The sequence below is a fragment of the Methylosinus sp. KRF6 genome (assembly GCF_018887255.1).
Taxonomy (GTDB): domain Bacteria; phylum Pseudomonadota; class Alphaproteobacteria; order Rhizobiales; family Beijerinckiaceae; genus Methylosinus; species Methylosinus sporium.
On the sequence record NZ_JAHLJF010000001.1, the window covers coordinates 2839532 to 2861571 of the forward strand.

Below are 22040 nucleotides of genomic sequence, written 5' to 3' on the forward strand. Positions count from 1 at the left end.
CGCCCTCTCCCGCGCGCTGCGGGAGAGGAAGATTGCAAATGTCCGCGTCACGCGGCCTTTATGTCGATGGTCTTCTCGGCCTTTTGCGCCTGCGTGGATTTCGGCAGGCGGACGGTCAGCACGCCTTTGGCGAAGCTGGCGTCGATCTTGTCGGCCTCGACATTCTCCGGCACGCGAAAGGCGCGACGGAAAGAGCCATAGCGACGCTCGGACAGGAAATAGCCCTTGTCCTTCTCCTCGCGCTGCTCTTTCTTCTCGCCGCTGATGATCAGCGAGCCATTGGAGAGCTTCACCTCGACATTCTTCTCGTCCATGCCGGGAATTTCCGCGGTGATCTGATATTCCTGGTCCTTCTCGACGAGATCGACGGCAGGCGTCGCCGCCCAGCCTATGGTGAAGCGGCCGAAGGGCTCGAGATCGGGCGTCGCTCCCTTCTGGAAAGGCGCGTCCTCGAACAAGCGGTCGATCTGCCGCCGCAAGGTTTCCAGAGGATGCCAATCGAACAAGCCATAGTTCGGCAGCGTCTCCTTCGATTCTTTCACGGGAACTCTCGTCTGCGCTTCCGCCATTTCCGCCTCCTGATGCAAGTCTGGGAAACCGGCGCTGGCGCGCCGGCGCATCGCGCTCGCACGACGCCTCAGACGTAGGAGAGCGGCGAAAAAAAACAATCGGGCGCGAGCGGCCTTCGGGCCGCATAGGCAAATGGTCGCAGCCGTTTATATTGATCACAGGCGGAGCGCTGCGACATGTCCGAAGAGCCGGCGATGACCGAAGACGACATCATGCGCGCGCTGGAGACGCGGCTCGGGCGTCTCCATGCGCGCCAGCGGCTCGGCATAGAGCGCGACCATGAGGCGCAGATATTCGGCCAGGGCCTCAATTTCTTCCATCCGGAAAATCTCGCCGCCTCGCCATTGCTGATCCGCGCCGCGCTCACGATCGCCGGACTCTATCGCCGCGGCCTGGGCAATGCGGAGAATGTGCGGCTGCGCGAGAATACGATCGTCAGCGCGAGGCTGCCGCGCGCCTTCGACGGTTACACGATTCTTCACTTGAGTGATCTGCATGTCGATATGTGTCCGCAGGCGATGGCGCGCGTGCGCGCGCTCGTCGCGGATCTCACTTATGATCTTTGCGTGCTGACCGGCGATTATCGCGGCGCGACGCACGGTCCGCACGAGGCCGCGCTCGCCGGCATGGCGGAGCTGCGCGACGTTCTGCGCGCGCCGATCCTCGCCGTGCTCGGCAATCACGACACGATCATGATGACGCCGCGGCTCGAGCAAATGGGAATGCGCGTTCTGCTCAATGAACGCGAGACGCTCTGGCGCGAAGGCGCATGTCTTCATGTCGCGGGCGTCGACGACGCGCATTATTTTCGTGTCGACAATATAGAGAAGGCCGGGGAGGGAATTCCGCAAGGAGAATTCTCCATTCTCCTCTCGCATACGCCGGAGATTTTCCGCCAGGCGGCCCATGCCGGCTTCGACATTCTTCTCGCCGGCCACACCCATGGCGGGCAGATTTGCCTGCCGGGCGGCGTCGCGCTCACGCTCGACTCCGCGCTGCCGCGCGCCTATGGCGCCGGCGCTTGGAAATATCACGACATGCAGGGCTACACTTCGGTCGGCGCCGGCTCCTCCGTGCTGCCGGTGCGCTTCAATTGCCCGCCGGAGATCACGCTTCATCGGCTGATGACGGCCTGAAAGACGAATTCGCCCGCGCATCTGGTCGAGCTTGTCGGCCCCCGCTAGAATATGACGCTAGCGTGAAGGAAAGGGCGTTCGATGCGAGGCGGTGTGCGAAGGACGGGCGCGGGGCGTCGCGGCTTGCGAACGGCGATCGGCGCGGCGCTGCTGCTCGCGGCCAGCGTAGCGGCGGCTTTTGCGGCGCTCTATCCGCGCGAGGCGCGGCGTTTCATGGCGGAGGAGGATTTTCGGCGCTATCCCGGCGCCGGCGTGCTGATGTGCCGGACCGAGGAAGGCGTTCCCGAGCGGGCCGCCGCCGCCTGGCTCATCGGCGACCGCGGGCTCGTCGTCCTCAACGCCCATAATTTCGTCGATCGCAAGCTGCGGCCGACCCATCCCATCGACGATTGCACTTTTTTCATCGGCGAGAAGGAGTATTTCTTCGAGACGGAGAGCCTGCGTTTCGGTTTTGGCCGTGACGCCAAGGCGCTGAACATCACCGACGATTGGGCACTGGTGCGGCTGCGCGAGCCGGTCGATGCGGCCATAGCGCCGCAGCCGATCCCCGACGGGCCGATGCTGCCGACCGGCGTCGGGACCCTGCGCGTGGTGATGGTGTCGCCCGCCGGCCACTCCAATTTCCGCCGCGCGACCAGCATAGAAGAATGCCAAATTCACCAGATCGACGCGCCGACGGAGGCCGGGATTCGCCGTGCGCGGCATGATTGCAACGACGGCTATGGCGGCTCGGGCTCTGGGGTTTTCGCCGATGACGGACGGCTCATCGCCATGCACAGCGCCTCGCTGGATATGAATTCGCGCCGAGATTTCGACCTGGAGCGCCATTTCGGCATGGCGCTGCTGTTCGAGGGCGAATTGCTGGACGCCATTCGGGCGAATCTGCGCGCGGACGCGCGCTGAACGTGTATGGCCTGGCGGCTCACGGCGCCGCGCGCGGCGGAATCGTTCGCAGCCAGAGGATGAGCGCATCCAAATCTTCCGGCGTCATCTTGGCGAAATGCGCCTTGGAGAGATTGGCCATGGTCGGTTTCAGCGGCCGGCCGTCGCGGCCCACGCCCTTGGTGATGGCGGCCTTGATCTCCTCGTCGCTCCAGGCGCCGATCCCGGCAGTCCGATGCTGCGTGATATTGGCGCCGACCGCCGTTCCCGCCGGCGTGCGGAACAGCTTGCCGCCGGCGCCGAGCTTCTCTCTATGGTCGAGCGCGCCATTGGTCTCGCCGCTGTGGCATTCCATGCAGCGCGCCAGAGTCGCGACATAAAAGCCGCGCCGCAGCGGATCGCCGAGCGCCTTCTCCTCGATGGGCGCCTCGGCGCCGGGGAAGGTTTCGGCTCTCGGCTCGCCGTCGCGGCGCTGCTCCGGCCGCGCCGAGGCGACGGGCGCCGCCTCGCGCAGATAGGCGACCACCGCCTCGAGGTCGCGCATGGTGAGAATGCGGTAATATTCGGAGGGCATGGCCGGCGCGAGGCGCCCATCCGGGCCGATCCCGGCGACGATGGCGGCTTTCACCGCATCGTCGCTCCAGACGCCGATTCCCGACACGGCGTCGGACGAAATATTCGGCCCGCGGACGCTGTAATTCGGCCCGTTGAAAGTCTGCGGCCCGCCGGAGAAGCGCTTCTCCCGCACATAGCCGTCGTCGGGCCCCCGCGGCGTATGGCAATTGTCGCAGGCGGTCAGCGCCTCGACGAGATAGCGGCCGCGCTCGATATCGGCGGCGGCCGGGGCGGCGAGGGCGAGAGCGAGACAGAGCGGCGAAAGAACGCGGCGCGCCCGGAGGCGGAGGGAGGTGGCGGACACAGCCTATCCAATCGATCGGAATGTCGCGCTAAAATAGACAGCGGCGCGGCGCGCTTCATTTCAAAAAAGTCTCGAAAAGCTCGGCGAATTCTCCCGCTCAGAACGGGCGCTCGCGCACGCGGAGGTCGAACATCACCCGCGAGAGCGCTCGAGAGCCGAAAAAGAACAGGCCTGTGACGATGGCGATCTCCGCCGCGCCGAGGCCAGCGGGCGCGGCGATAGCGAGCAGCGGAAGCAGCGCCTCGGGAATTTGATCGAGGCCGGGCGCGCGGCTGCTGGCCGGCAGTGCGAGCCGGCGTTTGACGAAGCTCGACAAGAGGTCGCCCGCCATGGCGAAAGCCGCGAGCCGCGCGCCGAGCCCGGCCGGCAATCCGACGAGCGGCGCGCAGACGGCGGTCGCGACGAGGGCGAGAGCGACGCCGCGCCAGGTCTTCGCCGCGCCCAGCAGCGGCCGCCCGTCGAAAAAGCGCGCGCCGCCGTCGATCGGCCGAGCGAAAGCCGCGCCCAGCAGCCGCTTGCCGAGGACCGGCGCGCCATTGGCGACGATCAGCAGAAACAGCAGACGGAGAATCAGAACTCCATCCATGCGCGCATCCTCGCCTGCGGCGCTCCTAACCGCACCAGACGAAACCCACGCCAGGGCTCATGGCTTCCTCGCCATATAGCGGGCGCCGCGGCGTCGTCATGGGCGCGAATAGCCGCTCGATCCGATCAGGCGCCTTTTCATGCGTCGTGACCTTGTCGGCGGACTCTCTCCTCTCTACATGACGACCGAAATCCCGCGTGGCGCGGTGTTCGAGGCGGACTATGGGCGAGGACGCAGTGGCGGCCGAGGGCCCCGATTTCTCGCTCGGCGTCGCCGTCGCCGATATGGCCGACGGCGCGATGCGCGTCGGCCGCGTCGGCTCCGAGCCGGCGCTGCTCATTCGCCGTGGCGACGAGTTTTTCGCGATCGGCGCCGTCTGCGCCCATTATCAGGGCCCGCTCGCCGAGGGCCTCGTCGTCGCCGACACGATCCGCTGTCCGTGGCATCACGCCTGCTTCAGCCTGCGCAATGGAGCGGCGTTGCGGGCGCCGGCGCTCGACCCCGTTCCCTGCTGGCGGACGGAAAGGCGCGGCGCGCTCCTTTTCGCGGTCGAGAAGATCGATCCGACGGAGCGCGAGCGTCCGCCGCCGCCGCCGCCGCCGCGCCTCGGCCGCATCGTCATCATCGGCGGCGGAGCGGCGGGCCTCGCCGCCGCCCACGAGTTGCGGGAAGAGGGTTATTCCGGCTCGCTCGTCATGATCAGCGCCGATGCCGCCGCGCCCTATGACCGGCCCAATCTGTCGAAGGATTACCTCGCAGGCTCGGCGCCGGAGGAATGGCTGCCGCTGCGCCCGCGCGATTATTACGAAAATCGGCGCATAGAGCTGTTGCTCGAGACGCGCGTGCGCGCCATCGATCCCCGCGCGCGCCTCGTCGCGCTCGAGCATGGCGAGCCGCTGCGCTATGACGCGCTCCTGCTCGCGACCGGCGCGGAGCCGCTGCGCCTCGCCATTCCCGGCGCCGCGCTGCCGCATGTGCATTATCTGCGCAGCCTCGCCGACAGCCGCGCGCTCATCGCCGCGGCGGCGCCGCCCGCGCGACGCGTCGCGGTGATCGGCGCGAGCTTCATCGGCCTCGAGACCGCGGCCGCGCTGCGCGAGCGCGGGCTCGAGGTCCATGTCGTGGCGCCGGATGCGACGCCCATGCAGAAGACTCTCGGCGAGGACATAGGCAGGCTGGTGCGCGCCGAGCACGAGGCGCATGGCGTCGTCTTTCATCTTTGCGAGAGCGTCGCGGCGATCGGCGAAGATCATGTCGTTCTGGCCAGCGGCGCGAAGATCGCCGCCGATCTCGTCGTCGTCGGAATCGGCGTTCGCCCGCTCACGCGCCTCGCCGAAGACGCCGGACTCGCGGCGGATCGGGGCGTCCTCGTCGACGAATATCTCGAAACCAGCGCGCGCGGCGTCTTCGCGGCCGGCGACATTGCGCGCTGGCCGGATCGCCGCAGCGGCGAAAAGATCAGAATCGAACATTTCGTCACCGCCGAACGCCAAGGCCAGACAGCGGCGCGCAACATGCTGGGCGCGCGAGAGCGCTTCGAAGCGGCGCCCTTCTTCTGGAGCCGCCATTACGACATGACGATCGCTTATGTCGGACACGCCCGCGCATGGGATCGCGTCGAAATCGCCGGCAGCGTCGAGAAAAAGGATTGCGTCGTCGCCTATTTCTGTCGCGATCACAGAATGGCCGTGGCGACGATCGGCCGCGACTTGGACAATTTGCGCGCCGAAGTGGAGCTCGAGGAGTCGACCGGCGGTTGAATGAACATAGTCTGCGCGCAGGCGCTGCATTCGACTTCGATCCGCGACTTGAATTCGGCCAATTCTTCTGCCGAATGACGGCGGGTTCCTTTCGCGTTACGCCTGCGGACCCTGCTGTCGAAGTCAAACGGCGGCGTCGACGGCCGCTCGATTTCCGAGCGTAGTTCTACGTAGCAGTCGCAGCAAATATTTATGCCCAGATTTAGTGGAGCTTGGTTAGGAATTAGTTGCGAGGGGTAGAGCATTGATGTATAGCTGACAATGTCTTTGCGGTCGATACGGCGCAGACTAGTTCGCCCTGGAAATTGCCGGGCTTCGGCCCTTCGACCGCGCCGCCTGTCAGGAATAGCGGCGCCGAAACGAGAAAGTGAAGAGTGAAGAGATGACATCGACGAACAACATCGAACTCGCGGCCGACATCGTTTCCGCCTATGTGAGCAACAACTCGGTTCCCGCCGGCGATCTCCCGGGCCTCATCAACGAAGTCTATGGCGCGCTCATGCGAGTTGGCTCCGGCGTGGTCGTCGAGCCGGCCGAAGCGCCCAAACCCGCCATTTCGGTGCGCAAGTCGGTGACGAACGACTTCATCGTCTGCCTCGAGGACGGTAAGAAGTTCAAGTCTCTCAAGCGCCATCTGCGCACGCAATACGGTCTCTCGCCGGAAGAATATCGCGAGAAGTGGGGTCTTGCGGCCGATTATCCGATGGTCGCTCCCAATTACGCCAAGGCGCGCTCCACGCTCGCCAAGCAGATGGGCCTCGGCCAGCAGCGTCGCCGCCGCAGCAGCCGCTGATCCGCGAGTCGACGAGGCGCGCCGGGCTCCGGCGCGCCCGAGGGCGACGGCTCCGCCGCAATCGCTTCGTCGCCGCGAGAGTCTAAACGATCATCCCGCGCGCTTTCGCCTCGAGCGAGGGCGTGCGAAGAAACGACGCCGGATCCGACACCCGGCCTCGCAACGCGGTCGCGCCAGCGGCCGCGGCCGCTCGATTGTTGTCACTGAGGCGAATGGGGGAAGCTCATGCGGCGTATCGCAGTTGCTCTGTGCATTTTATTCACGAGTTGCTCGGCCGGGTCTGCGTACGAAACAGGGGGCTTGGCCGGATTGTTCGATTTGAGTCCGCGTGGACAGCAGCAGCCGGCCGACGGCCGGCCGCAGGCGACCGCCGTCGCCCGCGAGATCGTGTCCTATCCCGGCGGCTATTCGCCGGGCACCATCGTCGTTTCGACCAATGAGCGGCGGCTCTATTACGTGCTCGGCAATAATCAGGCGATCCGCTATGGCGTCGGCGTCGGCCGGCCGGGCTTCGAATGGACCGGCACGCGCGTCGTCTCCAGCAAGCGCGAATGGCCGGATTGGACGCCGCCGGCGCAAATGCTGCGCCGACGTCCCGACCTGCCGCGCCACATGCAGGGCGGGCTCGCCAATCCGCTCGGCGCGCGCGCCATGTATCTCGGCGGCTCGCTCTACCGCATCCACGGCTCCAACGAGCCGGAGACCATCGGCCAGGCGGTCTCCTCCGGCTGCATCCGCATGACCAATGAGGATGTCGTCGATCTCTACGAGCGCGTGCGCGTCGGCGCGCGGGTCATCGTCAACCGCTGATCTCCAAACACGTAAAAATCGCGCGCCGAGGCCCGCAAGGGTCCGGCGCGCATTTTTTTATCGCTCGCCGGGCCGATCCCGATCGAGGCCCTTTTCCGCGAGCTCCTGCTCATAGGCCGCGAAATCCGCCGCGCCGCCGGCGCCGAGCTCGTGGAGATAGCCCCAGGTGTAGATGCCCGTATTGTGCAGATCGTCGAAATCGAGCCGCACGGCGTAATGGCCCACCGGCTCGACGCCGATTATGGCGACATTGCGCTTGCCGCCGACCGTCTTGCGCTCCTCCGGCGAATGGCCCTGCACCTCGGCCGAGGGGCTGCGCACCCTCAAATGCTCGGCAGAGAGATCATAGCTCGCGCCATCCTCGAAGCTCACCTTGAGCTTGCGCCCCTCTTCCATGAGGCGTATCTCGCTCGGCCATATATCCGCGTCGGCCATATCCTTCTCCCGCTCGGCTCGTCGCCCGCCCGCCCTCTCCACTCGTCACTCGGGGCTTCACGCGCGGCCATTCCGTCAATATATAGGAACCCTCTCGGGACCCTATACGCCGGACGGAACGCCGCAAACGGTCGACCATATGAATCCGCATCCGAAAATCGCCTATGATCCGACGGCCCCCGCGCCGCTTCTCGACCCGTTCGGACGGGCTATTTCCTACCTGCGCGTTTCGGTCACGGATCGTTGCGATTTCCGCTGCGTCTACTGCATGTCCGAGCACATGCAATTTTTGCCCCGCCGCGATCTGCTGACGCTGGAGGAGCTCGACCGTCTCTGCGCCGCCTTCATCGAGCGGGGAACTCGCAAGCTGCGCATCACCGGCGGCGAGCCCTTGATGCGGCGCGACATTCTCTCGCTGTTCGAGCGTCTGTCCCGCCATCTCCTCTCCGGCCGGCTGGAAGAGCTGACGCTCACCACCAATGGCTCGCAGCTCGAGCGTTTCGCGCGAGCGCTCGCCGATTGCGGCGTCAATCGCATCAATGTCTCGCTCGACACGCTCGATGCGGAGCGTTTCCGACAATTGACGCGCACCGGCGATCATGCGCGCGTGCTCGCCGGAATCGACGCCGCGCTGCGCGCCGGCCTTTCCGTGAAGCTCAACGCCGTGGCGCTGAAGGGCGTCAATGAGGACGAATTCGTCGCGCTGACGCGTTTCGCCCATGAGCGCGGCATGGATATGACCTTCATCGAGGTGATGCCGCTCGGCGAGATCGATGGCGGCGAGCGCATCGATCAATATGTCCCGCTCACCCTGGTGCGCGAGCGTCTCTCCGAGCGCTTCACCCTGGCGGAGATCGACTATCGCAGCGGCGGCCCGGCCCGCTATATGCGCGTCGCCGAGACCGGCGGGCGCGTCGGCTTCATCACGCCGCTCTCGCATAATTTCTGCGAATCCTGCAATCGTGTGCGCGTCACCTGCACCGGCACGCTGTTCATGTGCCTCGGCCAGGAGGACGCCGCCGATCTGCGCGCCCCGCTGCGCGCCGATCCGAGCGACGTCTCGCTCAACGCCGCCATAGACGAGGCCATCGCCCGCAAGCCCAAGGGCCATGATTTCGTCATCGACCGGGCCACGCGGGCGCCGGCCGTCGCGCGGCATATGAGCACGACCGGGGGATGAGCCGGCGCTTCGTCCTCGCCGCGGCGACGATCGCCCTCCACTTCGCGCCGGCCGCCGCCGAGCCGCGCCATTTGCGCGTCGCCAGCGAGGGCGCGCGGCCGCCCTTCAACTATCTCGACGCCAATAATCAGCTCGCCGGCTTCGAGATCGAGCTGACGCGCGAAATCTGCCGGCGGATCGAGGCCGATTGCGTCTTCGTCACGCAAGAGTGGGAGAGCCTGATCTCCGGGCTCGAGAGCAAGCAATATGATCTCGTCGCCTCCGCCATGGAGATAAACGACGACCGGCTGCGCAAGATCGTCTTCTCCAAGCCCTATGCGCATACGCCCTCGGCGCTGATCGCGCAGCGGCAGTCGGCGCTCGCCAGCGCGGAGCCGAAGGCGCTGCGGGGCCAGCGTATCGGCGTCGTCGCGGACAGCGCCCAGCAGGCCTACGCCGAGGACAAGCTCGAAGAAAGCGAGGTGCAGCGCTATGCGACGCTCGAAGCCGCCGTGCTGGACCTCGCCGAGGGCCGCGTCGACATCGTCGCCGAGGACAAGCTCGCCGCCGTCGATTTTCTGCGCGAGCGCAAGGAGGGGCGCTGCTGCCGCATCGTCGCCGATCTGCCGCAGGACGCCGCCTATTTCGGCGGCGGCTTCGGCTTCGGCCTGCGCAAAGGCGATATAGCCTTGAAGAGCGCCATAGACGCGGCGCTCGACGCCATCGTCAATGACGGAACCTATCGCACGATCCGCAGCAAATATTTCGATTTCGACATACGCTGACGGGAAGCGGCCGGCCTCCGCCTTGCTTTCTCGCGCGCGCATCTCACCCGAGAGGACCGACCAATGACCGAGCCGACCGTCGCTTTCATCGGATTGGGCGTGATGGGCTATCCGATGGCCGGCCATCTCGCCACGCGCGGCGGGCGCAAAGTCGTCGTCTACAATCGCACGCCGGAGAAGGCCGCGCGTTTCGCCGCGCAATTTTCCGCGAAGACGGCGCCGACGCCGCGCCTCGCCGCCGAGGGCGCGGATTTCGTCTTCTCCTGCGTCGGCAATGACGATGATCTGCGCCAGGTCGCGATCGGCGCGGACGGCGCCTTTCACGTGCTGAAAGCCGGCGCGGTCTTCGTCGATCACACCACCGCCTCGGCGGAGGTGGCGCGCGAGCTCTATTCGCACGCGAAACGGGCCGGCTTCGGATTCATCGACGCGCCGATCTCCGGCGGCCAATCGGGCGCCGAGAATGGCGCGCTCACCGTGATGTGCGGCGGTGACGCGGAGGATTTCGCCCGTATCGAGCCGGTGGTCGCGGCCTATGCGCGCGCCTGCCGGCTGATGGGGCCGCCCGGCGCCGGACAGCTCACCAAAATGGTCAATCAGATCTGCATCGCCGGCCTCGTCCAGGGACTCGCGGAAGCGCTGGATTTCGCGACCCGCGCCGGGCTCGACGGCGCCGCGGTCGTCGATCTCATCAAGAATGGCGCGGCGCAATCCTGGCAGATGGAGAATCGCCACAAGACCATGCTGGCCGGCGAATATGATTTCGGCTTCGCGGTCGAATGGATGCGCAAGGACCTCGGCATCTGCTTCGCCGAGGCGCGCCGCAATGGCGCCAGCCTGCCGGTCGCCGCGCTCGTGGACCAATTCTACGCCGAGGTGGAGAAAATGGGAGGCCGACGCTGGGACACGTCGAGCCTCATGGCGCGGCTGCGCAAATAGCGCGCGCTCGAATTCTCATGCTCTTTTCCGAAAAACCGCTTCGCATCCGTGTTTCATCGAAACAGGGAAAGACTCTAGGCCTTTGTTTTGACGCGTTTCCAACGCCGAACCGGCGTTCACTGCGGCTGGATACTCTAGCGCAGCAGCAGATAGCCCCGGCGCTCGAGGCAGGCGTTCACGACGAGAACATAATCCTGCATCGCCTGCTCCGCCGTCATGGCGCCATGCCCGGCCGCCGCCGCGCTGCCGCCGGCCCCGACCGGGCGGCCGCGGGAAGAATGGGAAGCGGAACTGTCGACCATGCCGGGAAGCCGCCGCCGCGAGCGGAATCGAAGCGGCGTTTCAAATCGTTCCGCGAGTGTTATGGTCCCGCCCGGCCCTGGAAAACCGGGTCGCGCGCGCCGCCCGCGGGCGGCGCGCGAAAAAGGAGAAAAAAATGAAAGCCAAGATCGTTTCGGGCTCGACCATCGCCGCGGCCGCTATCGCGCTGGCGCTCGCGGGCGGCGTTTCGACGCAGGCCTCCGCCAAGCATTCCAAACATGTCTGCAATATGGAAAAAGGCCATTGCGGCGGCAAGACGAAGTGCATGACCAAGAAAGGCGTCTGCAAGCACAAGAAGAGCCATAAGGCTTCTTGCAGCGCCAAGGGCTCCTGCGCTGGCCGCTGAAAGGTCGAAACCGTCGATCGCGCCGATGTCGGGCGCGATCGATCTCGCGGCGGGGGCGACGCGAAAGAGCAGGTGGAGCGCGAGACATGACCAGACCCCCCGCTTTGGGACACGGCCTCGGACTGAGGCCGATCTATTACGACGAAATTCTCTCGACCCGCCCCGCGGTCGACTGGTTCGAGATCATCTCGGAAAACTACATGGTGGGCGGCGGCCGGCCGACCGCCATGCTGGAGCGCGTGCGCGCCGATTATCCGATCGTCATGCATGGCGTCGCAATGTCGCTCGCCTCTACCGATCCGCTCGACTTCGACTATCTGAGCGAATTGAAAGCCCTCGCCGAGCGTATCGAGCCCGCTTGGGTCTCCGATCATCTCGCCTGGACCGGCGTGCATGGCGTGACGCTGCATGATCTCCTGCCGATTCCTTATACGGAGGAAGCGCTCGCTCATGTCGCCGAGCGCGTGATGCGCGTGCAGGATTTCCTCGGCCGCCGGCTGGTCGTCGAGAACGCCTCCACCTATGTCGCCTTTCGCGAATCCGAGATGAGCGAATGGACCTTCGTCAACGAGCTGGCGCGGCGCGCCGACTGCCTGCTGCTGCTCGACGTCAACAATGTCTTCGTCTCGGGCTTCAATCACGGCTTCGACGCCAATGAGTTCATCGACACGATAGATCCCGATCGCGTCGCGCAATTTCATATGGCCGGCCATACCGACAATGGCACGCATCGCATCGACACGCATGACCAGCCGGTCTGCGACGAAGTGTGGGCGCTCTATGAGCGTGCGCGGCGACGCTTCGGCGCCGTCTCGACGATGATCGAGCGCGACGATAATTTTCCGCCTTTCGACGAATTGCTCGCCGAACTCGGCCATATGCGCGAGATCGCCGCCCGCATAGACGCCGAAAACACGCGGAGCGCCGCATGAGGCTCGCCGATCTGCAGGCCATGTTCCAGGCCGGCGTGCTGGCCGGCGCCGAGGATGGCGCGCGCATTCTCGAATCGGTGAAGAATTCGCGTCAGGCCGACCGCACCACGCTGTTCGGCGTCTATGTGAACGCCTATCACGCGCGGCTTGCCGAATTTCTCGCGGCGGATTTCCCCGCCCTTCGCGCGCTCATCGGCGAAGCGGCCTTCGACGCGCTCGCCGACGCCTATATCGGCGCGCAGCCCTCGCGCGAGCGCAACGCCCGCTGGTACACGACGCGCTTTCCCGACTTCCTGCGCGAGCAGGACGCTTGGCGCGACAATGCGCGGGCGATCGACCTCGCAATGTTCGAGCGCGCGCTCACCGACGCTTTCGACGCGCCCGACGCCGAAGCTCTGCCGATCGAGGAGCTGGCCGCCTTCGCGCCCGAGCAATGGCCGCGCCTCTCCTTCGCCTTTCACCCGAGCCTCATATTGCTGGAGCTGGAGGAAGGGACGATCGCGACGCATGAGGCGGCGATGGAGCAGCAGGACCTGCCGCCGCCGGGCGAAGGCCGCGGCCATGTCGCGATCTGGCGCGCCGATCTCGACTCCGTGCATTGCCCGCTGGAGGCGGACGAATTCATGGCGCTGTCGCTGGCGATGGAAGGTCACGCTTTCGGCGACATCTGCCAAATGGCCGCCTTCCGCGATCTCGCGGACGCCTCGCCGGAGCGCCTCGCGCAAATGCTCACCGGCTGGTTCCAGGAAGGGCTGGTGGTGGGCGCAAAGGCGCGCGAGGAGGGCTGACGGCGCAGCCTTTCGAGCCGCGACGGTCGCGCTTTGCGGTCTCCACATTTGGGGGCATATCGCCAATCGGGCGGTGATTCGCCTTCCGTTCTCCTGTATTCTCCGCGCTTCGAAGGAGAATCGCCTTGTCACCAGCGCCGGAAGATTTCACCCCGCTCGAGGGAGGCGTCGCCGCGCGCGCCGCGGCGCTCGCCGGACGCGGGCGCTTTCTGGAGGCGCTGAACCCAGAGCAGCGCGCCGCCGTCGAGACCATCGACGGCCCGCTGCTGGTGCTCGCCGGCGCCGGCACAGGCAAGACGCGCGTGCTGACGACGCGCATCGCGCATATTCTCTCCAGCGGGCGGGCGCGGCCGTGGGAAATCCTCGCCGTCACCTTCACCAACAAGGCCGCGCGCGAAATGCGCGAGCGTATCGAGAGCTTGGCCGGCCCCGGCGCCGAGGCGCTGCAATGGCTCGGCACGTTTCACGCGATCAGCGCGAAAATCCTGCGCCGCCACGCCGAGCTGGCGGGGCTCAAATCCAATTTCACCATTCTCGACACAGACGATCAGATCCGCCTGCTCAAGCAGGTGCTGCAGGCCGAGAATATCGACGACAAGCGCTGGCCGCCGCGCGCGCTGGCGCATCAGATCGACGCCTGGAAGAACAGAGGACTTTCGCCGGATCATGTTCCCGCGGGCGAGGCGCAGAGCTTCGCCGATGGCAAGGGCAAGAAGCTCTATGCGCTCTATCAGGAGCGCTTGAAGGTGCTGAACGCCGTCGATTTCGGTGATCTTCTGCTCGAGACGCTGCGGCTTTTTCGCGAGAACGCCGATGTGCTCGACGAATATCGGCAGCGCTTCAAATATATTCTCGTCGACGAATATCAGGACACCAACACAGCGCAATATCTCTGGCTGCGCCTCATCGCCCAGGGGCGGCACAATGTCTGCTGCGTCGGCGACGACGATCAGAGCGTGTACGGTTGGCGCGGCGCCGAGGTGGAGAATATTCTGCGCTTCGAGAAGGATTTTCCCGGCGCGAAAATCGTGCGGCTGGAGCGCAATTATCGCTCCACGGGGCATATTCTCGCGGCGGCCTCGCATCTCATCGCGCGCAATGAGGGACGGCTCGGCAAGACGCTTTTCACCGAAGGCGCCGATGGCGAGAAGCCGACCGTCACCGGCGTCTGGGACAGCGAGGAAGAAGCGCGCGCCATCGGCGAAGACATAGAGCAATTGCAGCGCAAGGGGCATGATCTCGAGGAGATCGCCATTCTCGTGCGCGCCTCGTTCCAGATGCGCGAGTTCGAGGAGCGCTTCATCACGCTCGGCCTGCCCTATCGCGTGATCGGCGGCCCGCGCTTCTATGAGCGGCTGGAGATACGCGACGCGCTCGCCTATCTGCGCTGCGTCGCGCAGCCTTTCGACGATCTCGCCTTCGAGCGCATCGTCAACACGCCCAAGCGCGGATTGGGCGACGCCACTCTGCAAGTACTGCACGAATATTCGCGCCGCGAGAGCGCGCCGCTGATGCAGGCGGCGCGCGTGATCGTCGAGACGGAGGAGCTGAAGCCCAAGCCGCGCGCGACATTGCGCACGCTGATCGCCGATTTCGATCGCTGGCGCAGCCTCATCGAGACGACGCCGCAGAACGAGCTCGCCGAAATGGTGCTGGACGAATCCGGCTATACGCAAATGTGGCGCGACGACAAGACGCCGGAGGCGGCGGGCCGGCTCGAGAATTTGAAAGAGCTGGTGCGCGCCATGGAGGAATTCCCCGATCTCGCGGGATTTCTCGAGCATGTGTCGCTGGTGATGGAGACGGATGAATCCGCCGATCAGCGGCGCGTGTCGATCATGACGCTGCATGGCGCCAAGGGGCTCGAATTCGAGACCGTCTATCTGCCCGGATGGGAGGAGGGGCTGTTCCCGCATCAGCGCTCGCTGGACGACAGCGGCCGCGCCGGCCTCGAGGAAGAGCGCCGCCTCGCCTATGTCGGCATCACGCGCGCCAAGCGGCGATTGAAGATTTTCTTCGCCACCAATCGGCGCATTCACGGCCTGTGGCAAACGACTTTGCCCTCGCGTTTCCTCGATGATCTGCCGGCCGCCAATGTCGAGGTGAAAGAAGCCTCCGGCGGCTCGCAATACGGCTCTTACGGCGTCTCGCGCTTCGCCAATATGGACAGCTATGGCTCGAGCTATTCGACGCCGGGCTGGAAGCGCGCGCAGACCGCGCGCGAGAGCGGCGCGAGCAAGCTCGCGCGCCGCGCGCCGCCGATGATCGAAGGCGAAGTGCTCGCGAAATCCTCCGCCAGCGCGCGCTTCGTGGCGGGCGCACGCGTGTTCCACCAGAAATTCGGGCCCGGCACAGTGGCCAATGTGGACGGCAACAAGCTGCAGGTCGATTTCGACAAGGCCGGACGCAAAATGGTGCTGGAGAGCTTCGTCGAACCTACGTGATCGCCACAGGTCATAGGCTTATTCCGGCAATTTACAGAGCCGGATTCGGCCGTATATGATCGCCACATTACGTGAACGGAAAGCGGGGCGATCACGATTTCGATCGCGCCGCGGCTCGTCACGACCGGTTCCTGGGCTCTCTCATGCAAAGGAGTATCGACGTCTCGCCGCCCGGCGCAGCGAACGGCTGCGTCTTTTTGAAATTTCGATCGCATCGTCCGAACCGACGCAGGCTCTCCGCATCGGTAGCGGCTCGGGGCGTCGCCGCATTGCAGAAGCAGTCGAGGTTTGTCATGGCGTCATTGGTCGGAAGAGATACTGTCGAAATCGATTTCCCGCACCGCGCGCATGGTTGGGTCGTCGTGAACACGCGGCCCCATCAAGAGCGTGTCGCGCTCGAAAATCTCCAGCGTCAGCAATATCACGCCTATTGCCCATTGGCGCTCAAGCGCGTCCGACATGCGCGCCGCACGCAGGACGTCCCCCGGCCTTTGTTTCCGGGCTATATTTTCGTCGAGATGACACCGCAGTCGCGATGGGCGCCGATCTGCTCGACATTCGGCGTGAGAACGCTCGTTCGCCTGGGAGATCGACCGAGCTTCCTTCCGTCGGATTTCGTCGAGGCTCTCAGATCGAGAGAGATCGACGGCTTGATCGCCAAGCCGGAGCAAGCCTTCGAGATCGGCCAGAAGGTTCGCATCGCCGGCGGAGCCTTCCATGATTTCGTCGCGACGATCGTCGATATGAACGAGCGTGATCGCATCGTCGTTCTGATGGAATTGCTCAATCGACCCGTAAAGGTCAAAGTGACGCAGACGCAGCTCGTCGCCTGCTGACGATCGGCGTCGGCGCCGCTCACTGTTTCGTCGCGAGTCCCGCGGTCGCGTTGCGCGCGGGCGCTCGCGCATGGTCGCGCTGCAGCGGGATCAGCCGATAGCCCTCCTCATGCGTCAGCCAGGAGAGATAGACGACGCCCTTGCTCTCGGCGAGGAGCGGATGATCGGAAGCCTCGGCGGTCTGCGCGAGCGCGCGCGGCGCGTCGAAGCTCTTGCCGCCGTCGCGCGAGATCTGCGCGAGGATCGTCGTCGTCGTTCCGTCGAACTCCTTCCAGGCGCGATAGAGCGCGCCGCCGGAGGCGAGCAGCTGCGGACGCTGCGGCGCGCGCTCGGCGACGCCGATGCGCTCGGGCTCGGAGAAGCTCTTGCCGCCATCCTCGCTGCGCGCATAGAAGAGGCCCTGGCGCGTCTTGCCGCGCGTGAACCAGGCGATATGCCAGCGCCCGGCGGCGTCGATCGCCAGGGCCGGGCCCTGATGCGGGCAGCTCGTCGCCCAATCGTCGAGGCTGACGCGCGCGCCGGTCAGCGTCTTGCCGTCGGCGGAGAGCTTGGCGGCCATATGGTCGCGGCGATTATTCTCGAACACATGCCGCCAGATGAAAACCGGTTGGCCGTCGCGATCGAGCGCCGCGCCGATGCGGCAGCATTCGCAGCTGTGATCGAGCAGAATGCTCTTGCCGGAAAAGCTCTTGCCCGCATCATCGGACCATGCGACCGCTATGCCGCTGCCCTCGAAGCTCTCGCCGGCGGCTTTCGCTCTGGCGGCGTCGCGCTTGTCGAGCCAGGCGGCGAAGAGGCGCCCTTTGGGGCCGAGGATGAAGGTCTCGAAGCGCTGGCCCTTGTCGTCGACGAGCGGCTGCGGCGGCGCGAAGCTCCGGCCCTCGTCGGTCGAGCGCGTGACGAAGACCGTGCCTTCGTAACTTTTCTCGGGCCGCGTGGTGTAGCTCGCCAGCAAGGTCCCATCGGCCAGAGCGACGATCTTGGGCCGCGCCTCGCCATTGTCGTCGAGCGTTCCCGCCGGCGCCGCTATGACGAAAGGCGGCGCGAAGCTCTTGCCATTGTCGCGAGACATTGCGCCATAGACCTTGCCGGCGACGGAATAGGTCAGCCACAGCCGCCCATCGGCGCCGAAGGAGGGCGTCGCGCTGACCGCGCATCTGGGCAGCGGATCGGCGCAGGCGGGCGCCGCGGCATGGGCCATCCGGCCCATTTTCTCTCGGGCGCCTTTCTCCGCTTCTTTTTCCTGCGCGAGCGCGCTCGAAGCGGCGAGAAGGGACAGCAGAGCGAGCGCGGCGCGTTTCATGGCGATGTCTTTCTCAGCGGAAGCGGAAAATCTGGTCGAGGGAATGGAGCCGCCGCCCTCCCGCGCGTCAGTGGAAGTTGAACCTCTGCGATCCTTCGAAGGAGCCGCCGGGCGGCGGCGGAGTCTCGAGGCCGGTGAGGATTTTGCGGACGATCTCCGCATGTTTCGGGCTGCTCGATTGGGCGATCGTCACCTTGTCGACCTTGCCCGCGGCGTCGATGTGGAAGCTGGCCGTCGCCGAGCCGGGCCCGGCGGGACTCGCCATCGGCGTGCGTTTGGCGATCTCGCTATAGAGCAAGCCGAGGAACTTGCTCTGCGAGAGGCCCGAAGGGGTCGGCGCGGCGGGAGCCGGGCCATTGGCGTCGCCGGCGGCCTGCGCCGCGATGGCGAAGAGCGCAAAAGCGAGAACAAAGATCGAGCGTCTCATCTGGCCTGTCCTTCACGCACGAAAACGAAACGATAACGCAGGCGGTATTGTCCTCGGGGCGGCGGCGGCAGGCTGACCCGCGCCAGCCTGTCGCGCGTCAACGCCACGAGGCGCGCATCGGAACCCCACAGGCGTCCGCGCCTATCTCGATCTCGGCGTCGACCCGTCCTGCGGGATGCGGCGCTGGAAAAGTCTGCCGGTCCAGCACGCCCTTTACGAGAAGGATATAAACGGTCGGATGCTTCGGCTCGCCGCCGAGGGCGGCCCCCGCGCAGAGTGAGAGCGCTATCGCGAGGGTCGGGGATTTCATTAGCCTTTCCGCCGATCAGTGGAAGTTGAATTCCTGCACCGCGGAAAAGGAGCCGCCGGGCGGCGGCACGGTGCGGACCGCAGCGAGTATATGCGTGACGACAGGCTCGAGCGCGGGATTGGACGCGCTCTGCACCTTGTGCGACACGACGCGGCCGGCGGAGCCGATGGTGAAGGCGACATGGATCGAGCCGGTCTGCGCCTCCGAGGACTTTGGCGCATGGCGCTTGATCTCCGCGGCGAGCAGCTTGACATAGGCCTGCCTCGAGACGGCGGGCTTCGCCTTCTCGGCTTGCTTTCTGTCCTTGCTCTTGTCTTTGTCCGCGTCCTTGCTCTTGTCGTGCGTCTCGGCTTTGGCCGCCCTGGGCTTGCTCTCGGCGGGCGCAGCAGCAGGGGAAGGTTCGGCGGCGGAGGGAGCGGCGGTGGGGGTCTCGGCGGGAGCGGCGGCCGATATCGGCGCTGCATTCTCCACCGCATAGGCGGGGCCAGCGATCAGGCCGGCCGCTATTGCAAGAGCGATCTTTCTCATAGGACGTCCTCGATATGTCTTCGGATCAGTGGAAATGAAAATTCTGGCTCGCGAAAAAGGCTCCGCCGGGCGGCGGCGGGGCGTGGACGGAGGCCAATATGCGCCGCGCCAGCGCGGCGTGGGCGGGTGACGAGCCGGTCGCGGAAATGCTGGAGATGCTGCCGCCCGCCGTCACATGGAAGGAGCACTGCGCGGTTCCCTCGCCGAGCGCCGAGCTTCCCGGCGTATGCTCTAGGATCGCTCTCCTGAGCATCGCCTTATAGGCGCTCTGCGACATGCCCTCGCTCTGCGATTGGCCTTCCGGCGCGCCGATGCGGCGCTTCGCCTGCGCCTCGCGCTTCTTGTCGTGGTCGACCTCGCGCTTTTTCTCGACGATTTTCTTTTTCTTCTCGACGATCTCTTTCTGCTGCGGCAGCGACGGCGCATCGGGCGCCATCACTTGCGGCGGCGGAATGGCGAGATCGGGCTGCTCGATCTCCTCGGGCGGCGGCGGCTCTTCCTCCGCGGCGCTCACTTCTTGCGATTCGAAGAAGTCGCCCTGCGGGATGAGCTCCATGCTGACCGAGTCGAGGCTGGCGATGCTCGGCACCGCCAGTTTCAGCAGCAGCCAGCCGACCGCCGCATGGGCGACGACCACGCCCGCGACGCTCGCCGGCCGCAGCCACGCCGGCTTGACGGAGGGTGGATCGCCCATGGAGGTTCCGCCGCTTTCGAAGGATGAGAGGATCGCATCCGTCATTTCGTCGCCCCTCCCGCTGGGACCGCCGCCGCAGGAGCCGGGGCCGCAGGAGCGGAGGCGGCAGGCGTCGCAGCCGCTGCGCCCTTGGGCCGCGAGTCGGTGAGTATGGCGATATGGGTGATGCCATTGGTCGCCAATTTGTCCATCACGGCGATCACCTCGCCGTAATTGGCCTCCTTGTCGCCGCGAACATGAACGATGCGGCTCGTGTCGGAGCCCATCATCGCCTTGATGCCGTCGACCAGCGCGTCGGCCGACACTTCATCGGCGCCGAGCGCCACCTTGCCGTCCTTGGAGACGGCGACGACGATCGGCTCCTTGGGATTGAGCGGCTGCGCCGCCTTGGACTGCGGGAGATTGACCTTCATGCCCTTGGCGAGCAGAGGCGCCGTCACCATGAAGATGATGAGCAGCACCAGCATGACGTCGACGAGCGGCGTCACATTTATCTCGGAAAGCGGCTGATAGAGGCTGTCGCCGCTCTTGAAGCGCGTCGGAAGTCCGGCCATCACGCAGCCTCCCGCTTTCTGGAGGCGACGATGTGGCCGCTGGTGACGGCGAGCGCCTTGTCCTCGACATAATGAGCGACCTGCTGGCCGGCGCGCGAGAAGGAGGCGCCGATGCGGTTATAGCCGACCGAGGCGGGAATGGCGGCCGCGAGGCCATAGGCGGTGGCGGCGAGCGCCTCGGCGATGCCCGGCGCGACCACAGCGAGGCTGGTGTCCTGCGATTGGGCGATGCCGGCGAAGCTCGTCATAATGCCCCACACCGTGCCGAACAGGCCGACGAAAGGCGCGACCGAGGAAATGACGGCGAGATTGGGCAAGCCGCCCTCCGCCTTGGTCATCAGCTCGCGGCCGACGCGGCTCATGATCTCGGCGACGCGCTCGCGCTTCTCGCCGATCGACTCGCCCGGAAGGTCGAAGCCCGCGGCATGTTCGCCCGCCGCCTCTATGGGCGCGAGCAGGCCGGCCGGCCCGCCCGAGCGCGCGATCCGCGCCGCCTTGCCGATGCGAACGGAGGCGACGACGCCTTCGACGATGAGCACCCAGGTCCATACCGAGGCCAAGAGCAGGACGGCCATCACGACCTTGCCTACCGGGCCGGCGTTGATGAACATGGTGACAGGAGAAATTGAGCCGTATTCCATAGGACGCACTCGCGCTTGGGGTTCCCCGATCTCACGGCGCCCGCCGCGGATCAGCAGATTGTTGTTGCTTGTGATTTTGTTCGTCCAACGGCAATGTCCCGTCCGCGAGGGAAGAGGACGCTCCGTCGAAGCCCGTCTTCGCCGATCCCGCGCGCCAGCGGCGCGGAACCCGCCTGTCGTCAGGAGAGAGCGAGCGGACCGGCGGGCGGCGCCCTTGCGCCATTGACCGCCTGCGACAGAGCGAAAGGCGGCCGCGCGGCGGCGAAGACTCGATAGACGGCAGGCTGCGCCGCGACCTCCCGGCGGAGGGCGGCGGAAATGCGGTCGGGCAGCACGGCCGGACCGGAATGCGCGGCGAGGCAGCAGGGGCAATTCGCCCCTTTCTTCATAGGCCGGCCCGGCGTTCCGACATTCGCATCCGTGAGCGCGTCATGGCACACGCCGCGGACGATCTGATCGCCCGCGCGTCCATCGGCGGCGGCGCTCGAAAGCCGATGCGGCGCGCCGGAAACGAGGAGAGCGAAAACGAGCGCGAAAACGGCGGCGATCGCGCAGATCGCCCGCAGTTCTATGCGCTGGCCCCCCGTGTGTGACATAAATGTCTCTTAATGGATTTTTTAACTTCTGACAATCTGCGGGATCTTGGATTTATTTGGAAGAGCGCGCTAATTCGCGTCTGGTTAATCGGTAGAGTCAACGCGCGCGATGGCGGCGGTCGCCAAGCTCCTCTTCCTTTTCGCACTGCTGGGTCAGGCGCTGAGCGCGCCTCTCGGCGGAGCGCGCGCGCATGTCGCGGGCGGCGAGGCGACGAGGCTCTGCGTTGTCGCCCATGTCGTGGCGAGCGCTGCTTCCGCGGCGAGCGATCGCGGCGAGCCCACGCGCAAAAGCGATCCATCGCATCGGCACGGCGCTTGCGGCTTTTGCGAGCTCGGCGCCGGCGGCCTCCCGTTTCTCGCTCTCGCCGAGCGGGTCGGCGCGCCGCCTTTGCGCGCGGCGACGACGCGCCCGTCCACGATATTCGCCGCCATTCCCTTCTCGCGCGACGACAGCAACGCGCCGACCCGCGCCTCCCCCTCCTTTTCCTGACGCGACATGACCGCGGCGCGCGAGCGCCGCAATTCGACGCGCGCCCTCGCGAGGGC

The 22040-nt window shown here is 65.9% G+C and carries 27 protein-coding genes; 14 read left to right on the forward strand and 13 right to left on the reverse strand.

Features of this window, described 5'->3' with window-relative positions:
* Window positions 1-47 precede the first annotated feature (47 nt).
* Window positions 48-569 (reverse strand): Hsp20/alpha crystallin family protein, encoded by a 522-nt coding sequence (locus KP010_RS13570; RefSeq protein ID WP_142862748.1) that lies wholly within the window; start codon window positions 567-569, stop codon window positions 48-50.
* A gap of 177 nt (window positions 570-746) precedes the next feature.
* Between KP010_RS13570 and KP010_RS13575 the strand changes: the two genes are divergently transcribed.
* The gene (locus tag KP010_RS13575; RefSeq protein WP_246659821.1) at window positions 747-1706 is read left to right on the forward strand and encodes a metallophosphoesterase; all 960 of its coding nucleotides are present in this window, start codon (window positions 747-749) and stop codon (window positions 1704-1706) included.
* Between the two features lie 123 nt (window positions 1707-1829).
* Window positions 1830-2609, forward strand: a complete 780-nt coding sequence (locus tag KP010_RS13580; protein WP_371824210.1) for a serine protease — start codon at window positions 1830-1832, stop codon at window positions 2607-2609.
* 19 nt (window positions 2610-2628) lie between these two features.
* Here the strand turns inward: KP010_RS13580 and KP010_RS23325 are convergent, their stop codons facing one another.
* Both KP010_RS23325 and KP010_RS13590 read right to left on the reverse strand, forming a co-directional pair.
* Window positions 2629-3507 carry a c-type cytochrome gene (locus KP010_RS23325; RefSeq protein ID WP_216280962.1) on the reverse strand — a complete coding sequence of 293 codons (879 nt, stop codon included), beginning with the start codon at window positions 3505-3507 and terminating at the stop codon, window positions 2629-2631.
* A 97-nt stretch (window positions 3508-3604) separates the two neighbouring features.
* Window positions 3605-4093: a CDP-archaeol synthase gene (locus KP010_RS13590; RefSeq protein ID WP_216280963.1), complete on the reverse strand. Its 489-nt coding sequence runs from the start codon at window positions 4091-4093 to the stop codon at window positions 3605-3607.
* A gap of 221 nt (window positions 4094-4314) precedes the next feature.
* On the opposite strand from KP010_RS13590, the gene KP010_RS13595 reads away from it, so the two are divergent.
* The 3 genes from KP010_RS13595 to KP010_RS13605 all read left to right on the forward strand — a co-directional run bounded on the left by KP010_RS13595 (window position 4315) and on the right by KP010_RS13605 (window position 7456).
* A complete protein-coding gene (locus tag KP010_RS13595; protein WP_216280964.1) occupies window positions 4315-5853 on the forward strand; it encodes an FAD-dependent oxidoreductase in 1539 nt (512 codons plus the stop codon).
* A 382-nt stretch (window positions 5854-6235) separates the two neighbouring features.
* Window positions 6236-6646: a MucR family transcriptional regulator gene (locus KP010_RS13600; RefSeq protein WP_216280965.1), complete on the forward strand. Its 411-nt coding sequence runs from the start codon at window positions 6236-6238 to the stop codon at window positions 6644-6646.
* Window positions 6647-6871: 225 nt separating this feature from the next.
* On the forward strand, window positions 6872-7456 hold the full coding sequence (locus KP010_RS13605; protein WP_216280966.1) for a L,D-transpeptidase: 585 nt from the start codon (window positions 6872-6874) through the stop codon (window positions 7454-7456).
* A gap of 57 nt (window positions 7457-7513) precedes the next feature.
* Here the strand turns inward: KP010_RS13605 and KP010_RS13610 are convergent, their stop codons facing one another.
* Window positions 7514-7891: a gamma-butyrobetaine hydroxylase-like domain-containing protein gene (locus KP010_RS13610; RefSeq protein WP_108915594.1), complete on the reverse strand. Its 378-nt coding sequence runs from the start codon at window positions 7889-7891 to the stop codon at window positions 7514-7516.
* Window positions 7892-8030: 139 nt separating this feature from the next.
* On the opposite strand from KP010_RS13610, the gene moaA reads away from it, so the two are divergent.
* The 3 genes from moaA to KP010_RS13625 all read left to right on the forward strand — a co-directional run bounded on the left by moaA (window position 8031) and on the right by KP010_RS13625 (window position 10774).
* The gene (gene moaA, locus KP010_RS13615) at window positions 8031-9071 is read left to right on the forward strand and encodes a GTP 3',8-cyclase MoaA (protein WP_216280967.1); all 1041 of its coding nucleotides are present in this window, start codon (window positions 8031-8033) and stop codon (window positions 9069-9071) included.
* Entirely contained in the window at window positions 9068-9835 is a 768-nt protein-coding gene (locus KP010_RS13620) for a transporter substrate-binding domain-containing protein (RefSeq protein WP_142862743.1), read from the forward strand. Before moaA ends, KP010_RS13620 begins: the two co-directional genes overlap by 4 nt.
* A gap of 63 nt (window positions 9836-9898) precedes the next feature.
* Window positions 9899-10774, forward strand: a complete 876-nt coding sequence (locus tag KP010_RS13625; RefSeq protein ID WP_142862742.1) for an NAD(P)-dependent oxidoreductase — start codon at window positions 9899-9901, stop codon at window positions 10772-10774.
* A gap of 134 nt (window positions 10775-10908) precedes the next feature.
* Here KP010_RS13625 and KP010_RS13630 read toward each other — a convergent pair whose 3' ends face one another.
* Window positions 10909-11076 (reverse strand): hypothetical protein, encoded by a 168-nt coding sequence (locus KP010_RS13630; RefSeq protein ID WP_166141413.1) that lies wholly within the window; start codon window positions 11074-11076, stop codon window positions 10909-10911.
* A gap of 134 nt (window positions 11077-11210) precedes the next feature.
* Between KP010_RS13630 and KP010_RS13635 the strand changes: the two genes are divergently transcribed.
* From KP010_RS13635 to KP010_RS13655, 5 genes are all read left to right on the forward strand, one after another.
* Entirely contained in the window at window positions 11211-11441 is a 231-nt protein-coding gene (locus KP010_RS13635) for a hypothetical protein (protein WP_108915593.1), read from the forward strand.
* Window positions 11442-11527: 86 nt separating this feature from the next.
* On the forward strand, window positions 11528-12373 hold the full coding sequence (locus tag KP010_RS13640) for a DUF692 domain-containing protein (RefSeq protein ID WP_142862740.1): 846 nt from the start codon (window positions 11528-11530) through the stop codon (window positions 12371-12373).
* A complete protein-coding gene (locus tag KP010_RS13645; protein WP_142862739.1) occupies window positions 12370-13161 on the forward strand; it encodes a DNA-binding domain-containing protein in 792 nt (263 codons plus the stop codon). Before KP010_RS13640 ends, KP010_RS13645 begins: the two co-directional genes overlap by 4 nt.
* 125 nt (window positions 13162-13286) lie before the next feature.
* Complete coding sequence (locus KP010_RS13650) at window positions 13287-15605, forward strand: ATP-dependent helicase (protein ID WP_246659820.1); 2319 nt, start codon at window positions 13287-13289, stop codon at window positions 15603-15605.
* Window positions 15606-15898: 293 nt separating this feature from the next.
* The gene (locus KP010_RS13655) at window positions 15899-16441 is read left to right on the forward strand and encodes a transcription termination/antitermination protein NusG (RefSeq protein ID WP_142862736.1); all 543 of its coding nucleotides are present in this window, start codon (window positions 15899-15901) and stop codon (window positions 16439-16441) included.
* Window positions 16442-16460: 19 nt separating this feature from the next.
* Here the strand turns inward: KP010_RS13655 and KP010_RS13660 are convergent, their stop codons facing one another.
* The 8 genes from KP010_RS13660 to KP010_RS13695 all read right to left on the reverse strand — a co-directional run bounded on the left by KP010_RS13660 (window position 16461) and on the right by KP010_RS13695 (window position 21494).
* Window positions 16461-17744, reverse strand: a complete 1284-nt coding sequence (locus tag KP010_RS13660) for a sialidase family protein (RefSeq protein WP_142862735.1) — start codon at window positions 17742-17744, stop codon at window positions 16461-16463.
* A 67-nt stretch (window positions 17745-17811) separates the two neighbouring features.
* Window positions 17812-18171 carry an energy transducer TonB gene (locus KP010_RS13665; protein ID WP_142862734.1) on the reverse strand — a complete coding sequence of 120 codons (360 nt, stop codon included), beginning with the start codon at window positions 18169-18171 and terminating at the stop codon, window positions 17812-17814.
* Window positions 18172-18268: 97 nt separating this feature from the next.
* Complete coding sequence (locus KP010_RS13670; RefSeq protein ID WP_142862733.1) at window positions 18269-18481, reverse strand: hypothetical protein; 213 nt, start codon at window positions 18479-18481, stop codon at window positions 18269-18271.
* Window positions 18482-18496: 15 nt separating this feature from the next.
* Window positions 18497-19009: an energy transducer TonB gene (locus KP010_RS13675; RefSeq protein ID WP_142862732.1), complete on the reverse strand. Its 513-nt coding sequence runs from the start codon at window positions 19007-19009 to the stop codon at window positions 18497-18499.
* A 25-nt stretch (window positions 19010-19034) separates the two neighbouring features.
* Window positions 19035-19748 carry a hypothetical protein gene (locus KP010_RS13680; RefSeq protein WP_142862731.1) on the reverse strand — a complete coding sequence of 238 codons (714 nt, stop codon included), beginning with the start codon at window positions 19746-19748 and terminating at the stop codon, window positions 19035-19037.
* The gene (locus tag KP010_RS13685) at window positions 19745-20257 is read right to left on the reverse strand and encodes a biopolymer transporter ExbD (RefSeq protein ID WP_142862730.1); all 513 of its coding nucleotides are present in this window, start codon (window positions 20255-20257) and stop codon (window positions 19745-19747) included. Before KP010_RS13685 ends, KP010_RS13680 begins: the two co-directional genes overlap by 4 nt.
* A complete protein-coding gene (locus KP010_RS13690; RefSeq protein WP_108915335.1) occupies window positions 20257-20898 on the reverse strand; it encodes a MotA/TolQ/ExbB proton channel family protein in 642 nt (213 codons plus the stop codon). The genes KP010_RS13685 and KP010_RS13690 overlap by 1 nt, the downstream gene beginning before the upstream one ends.
* Window positions 20899-21077: 179 nt before the next feature.
* Window positions 21078-21494, reverse strand: a complete 417-nt coding sequence (locus tag KP010_RS13695; RefSeq protein ID WP_142862729.1) for a DUF2946 family protein — start codon at window positions 21492-21494, stop codon at window positions 21078-21080.
* Between the two features lie 109 nt (window positions 21495-21603).
* Between KP010_RS13695 and KP010_RS13700 the strand changes: the two genes are divergently transcribed.
* The gene (locus KP010_RS13700) at window positions 21604-21984 is read left to right on the forward strand and encodes a DUF2946 family protein (RefSeq protein ID WP_142862728.1); all 381 of its coding nucleotides are present in this window, start codon (window positions 21604-21606) and stop codon (window positions 21982-21984) included.
* Window positions 21985-22040 lie beyond the last annotated feature (56 nt).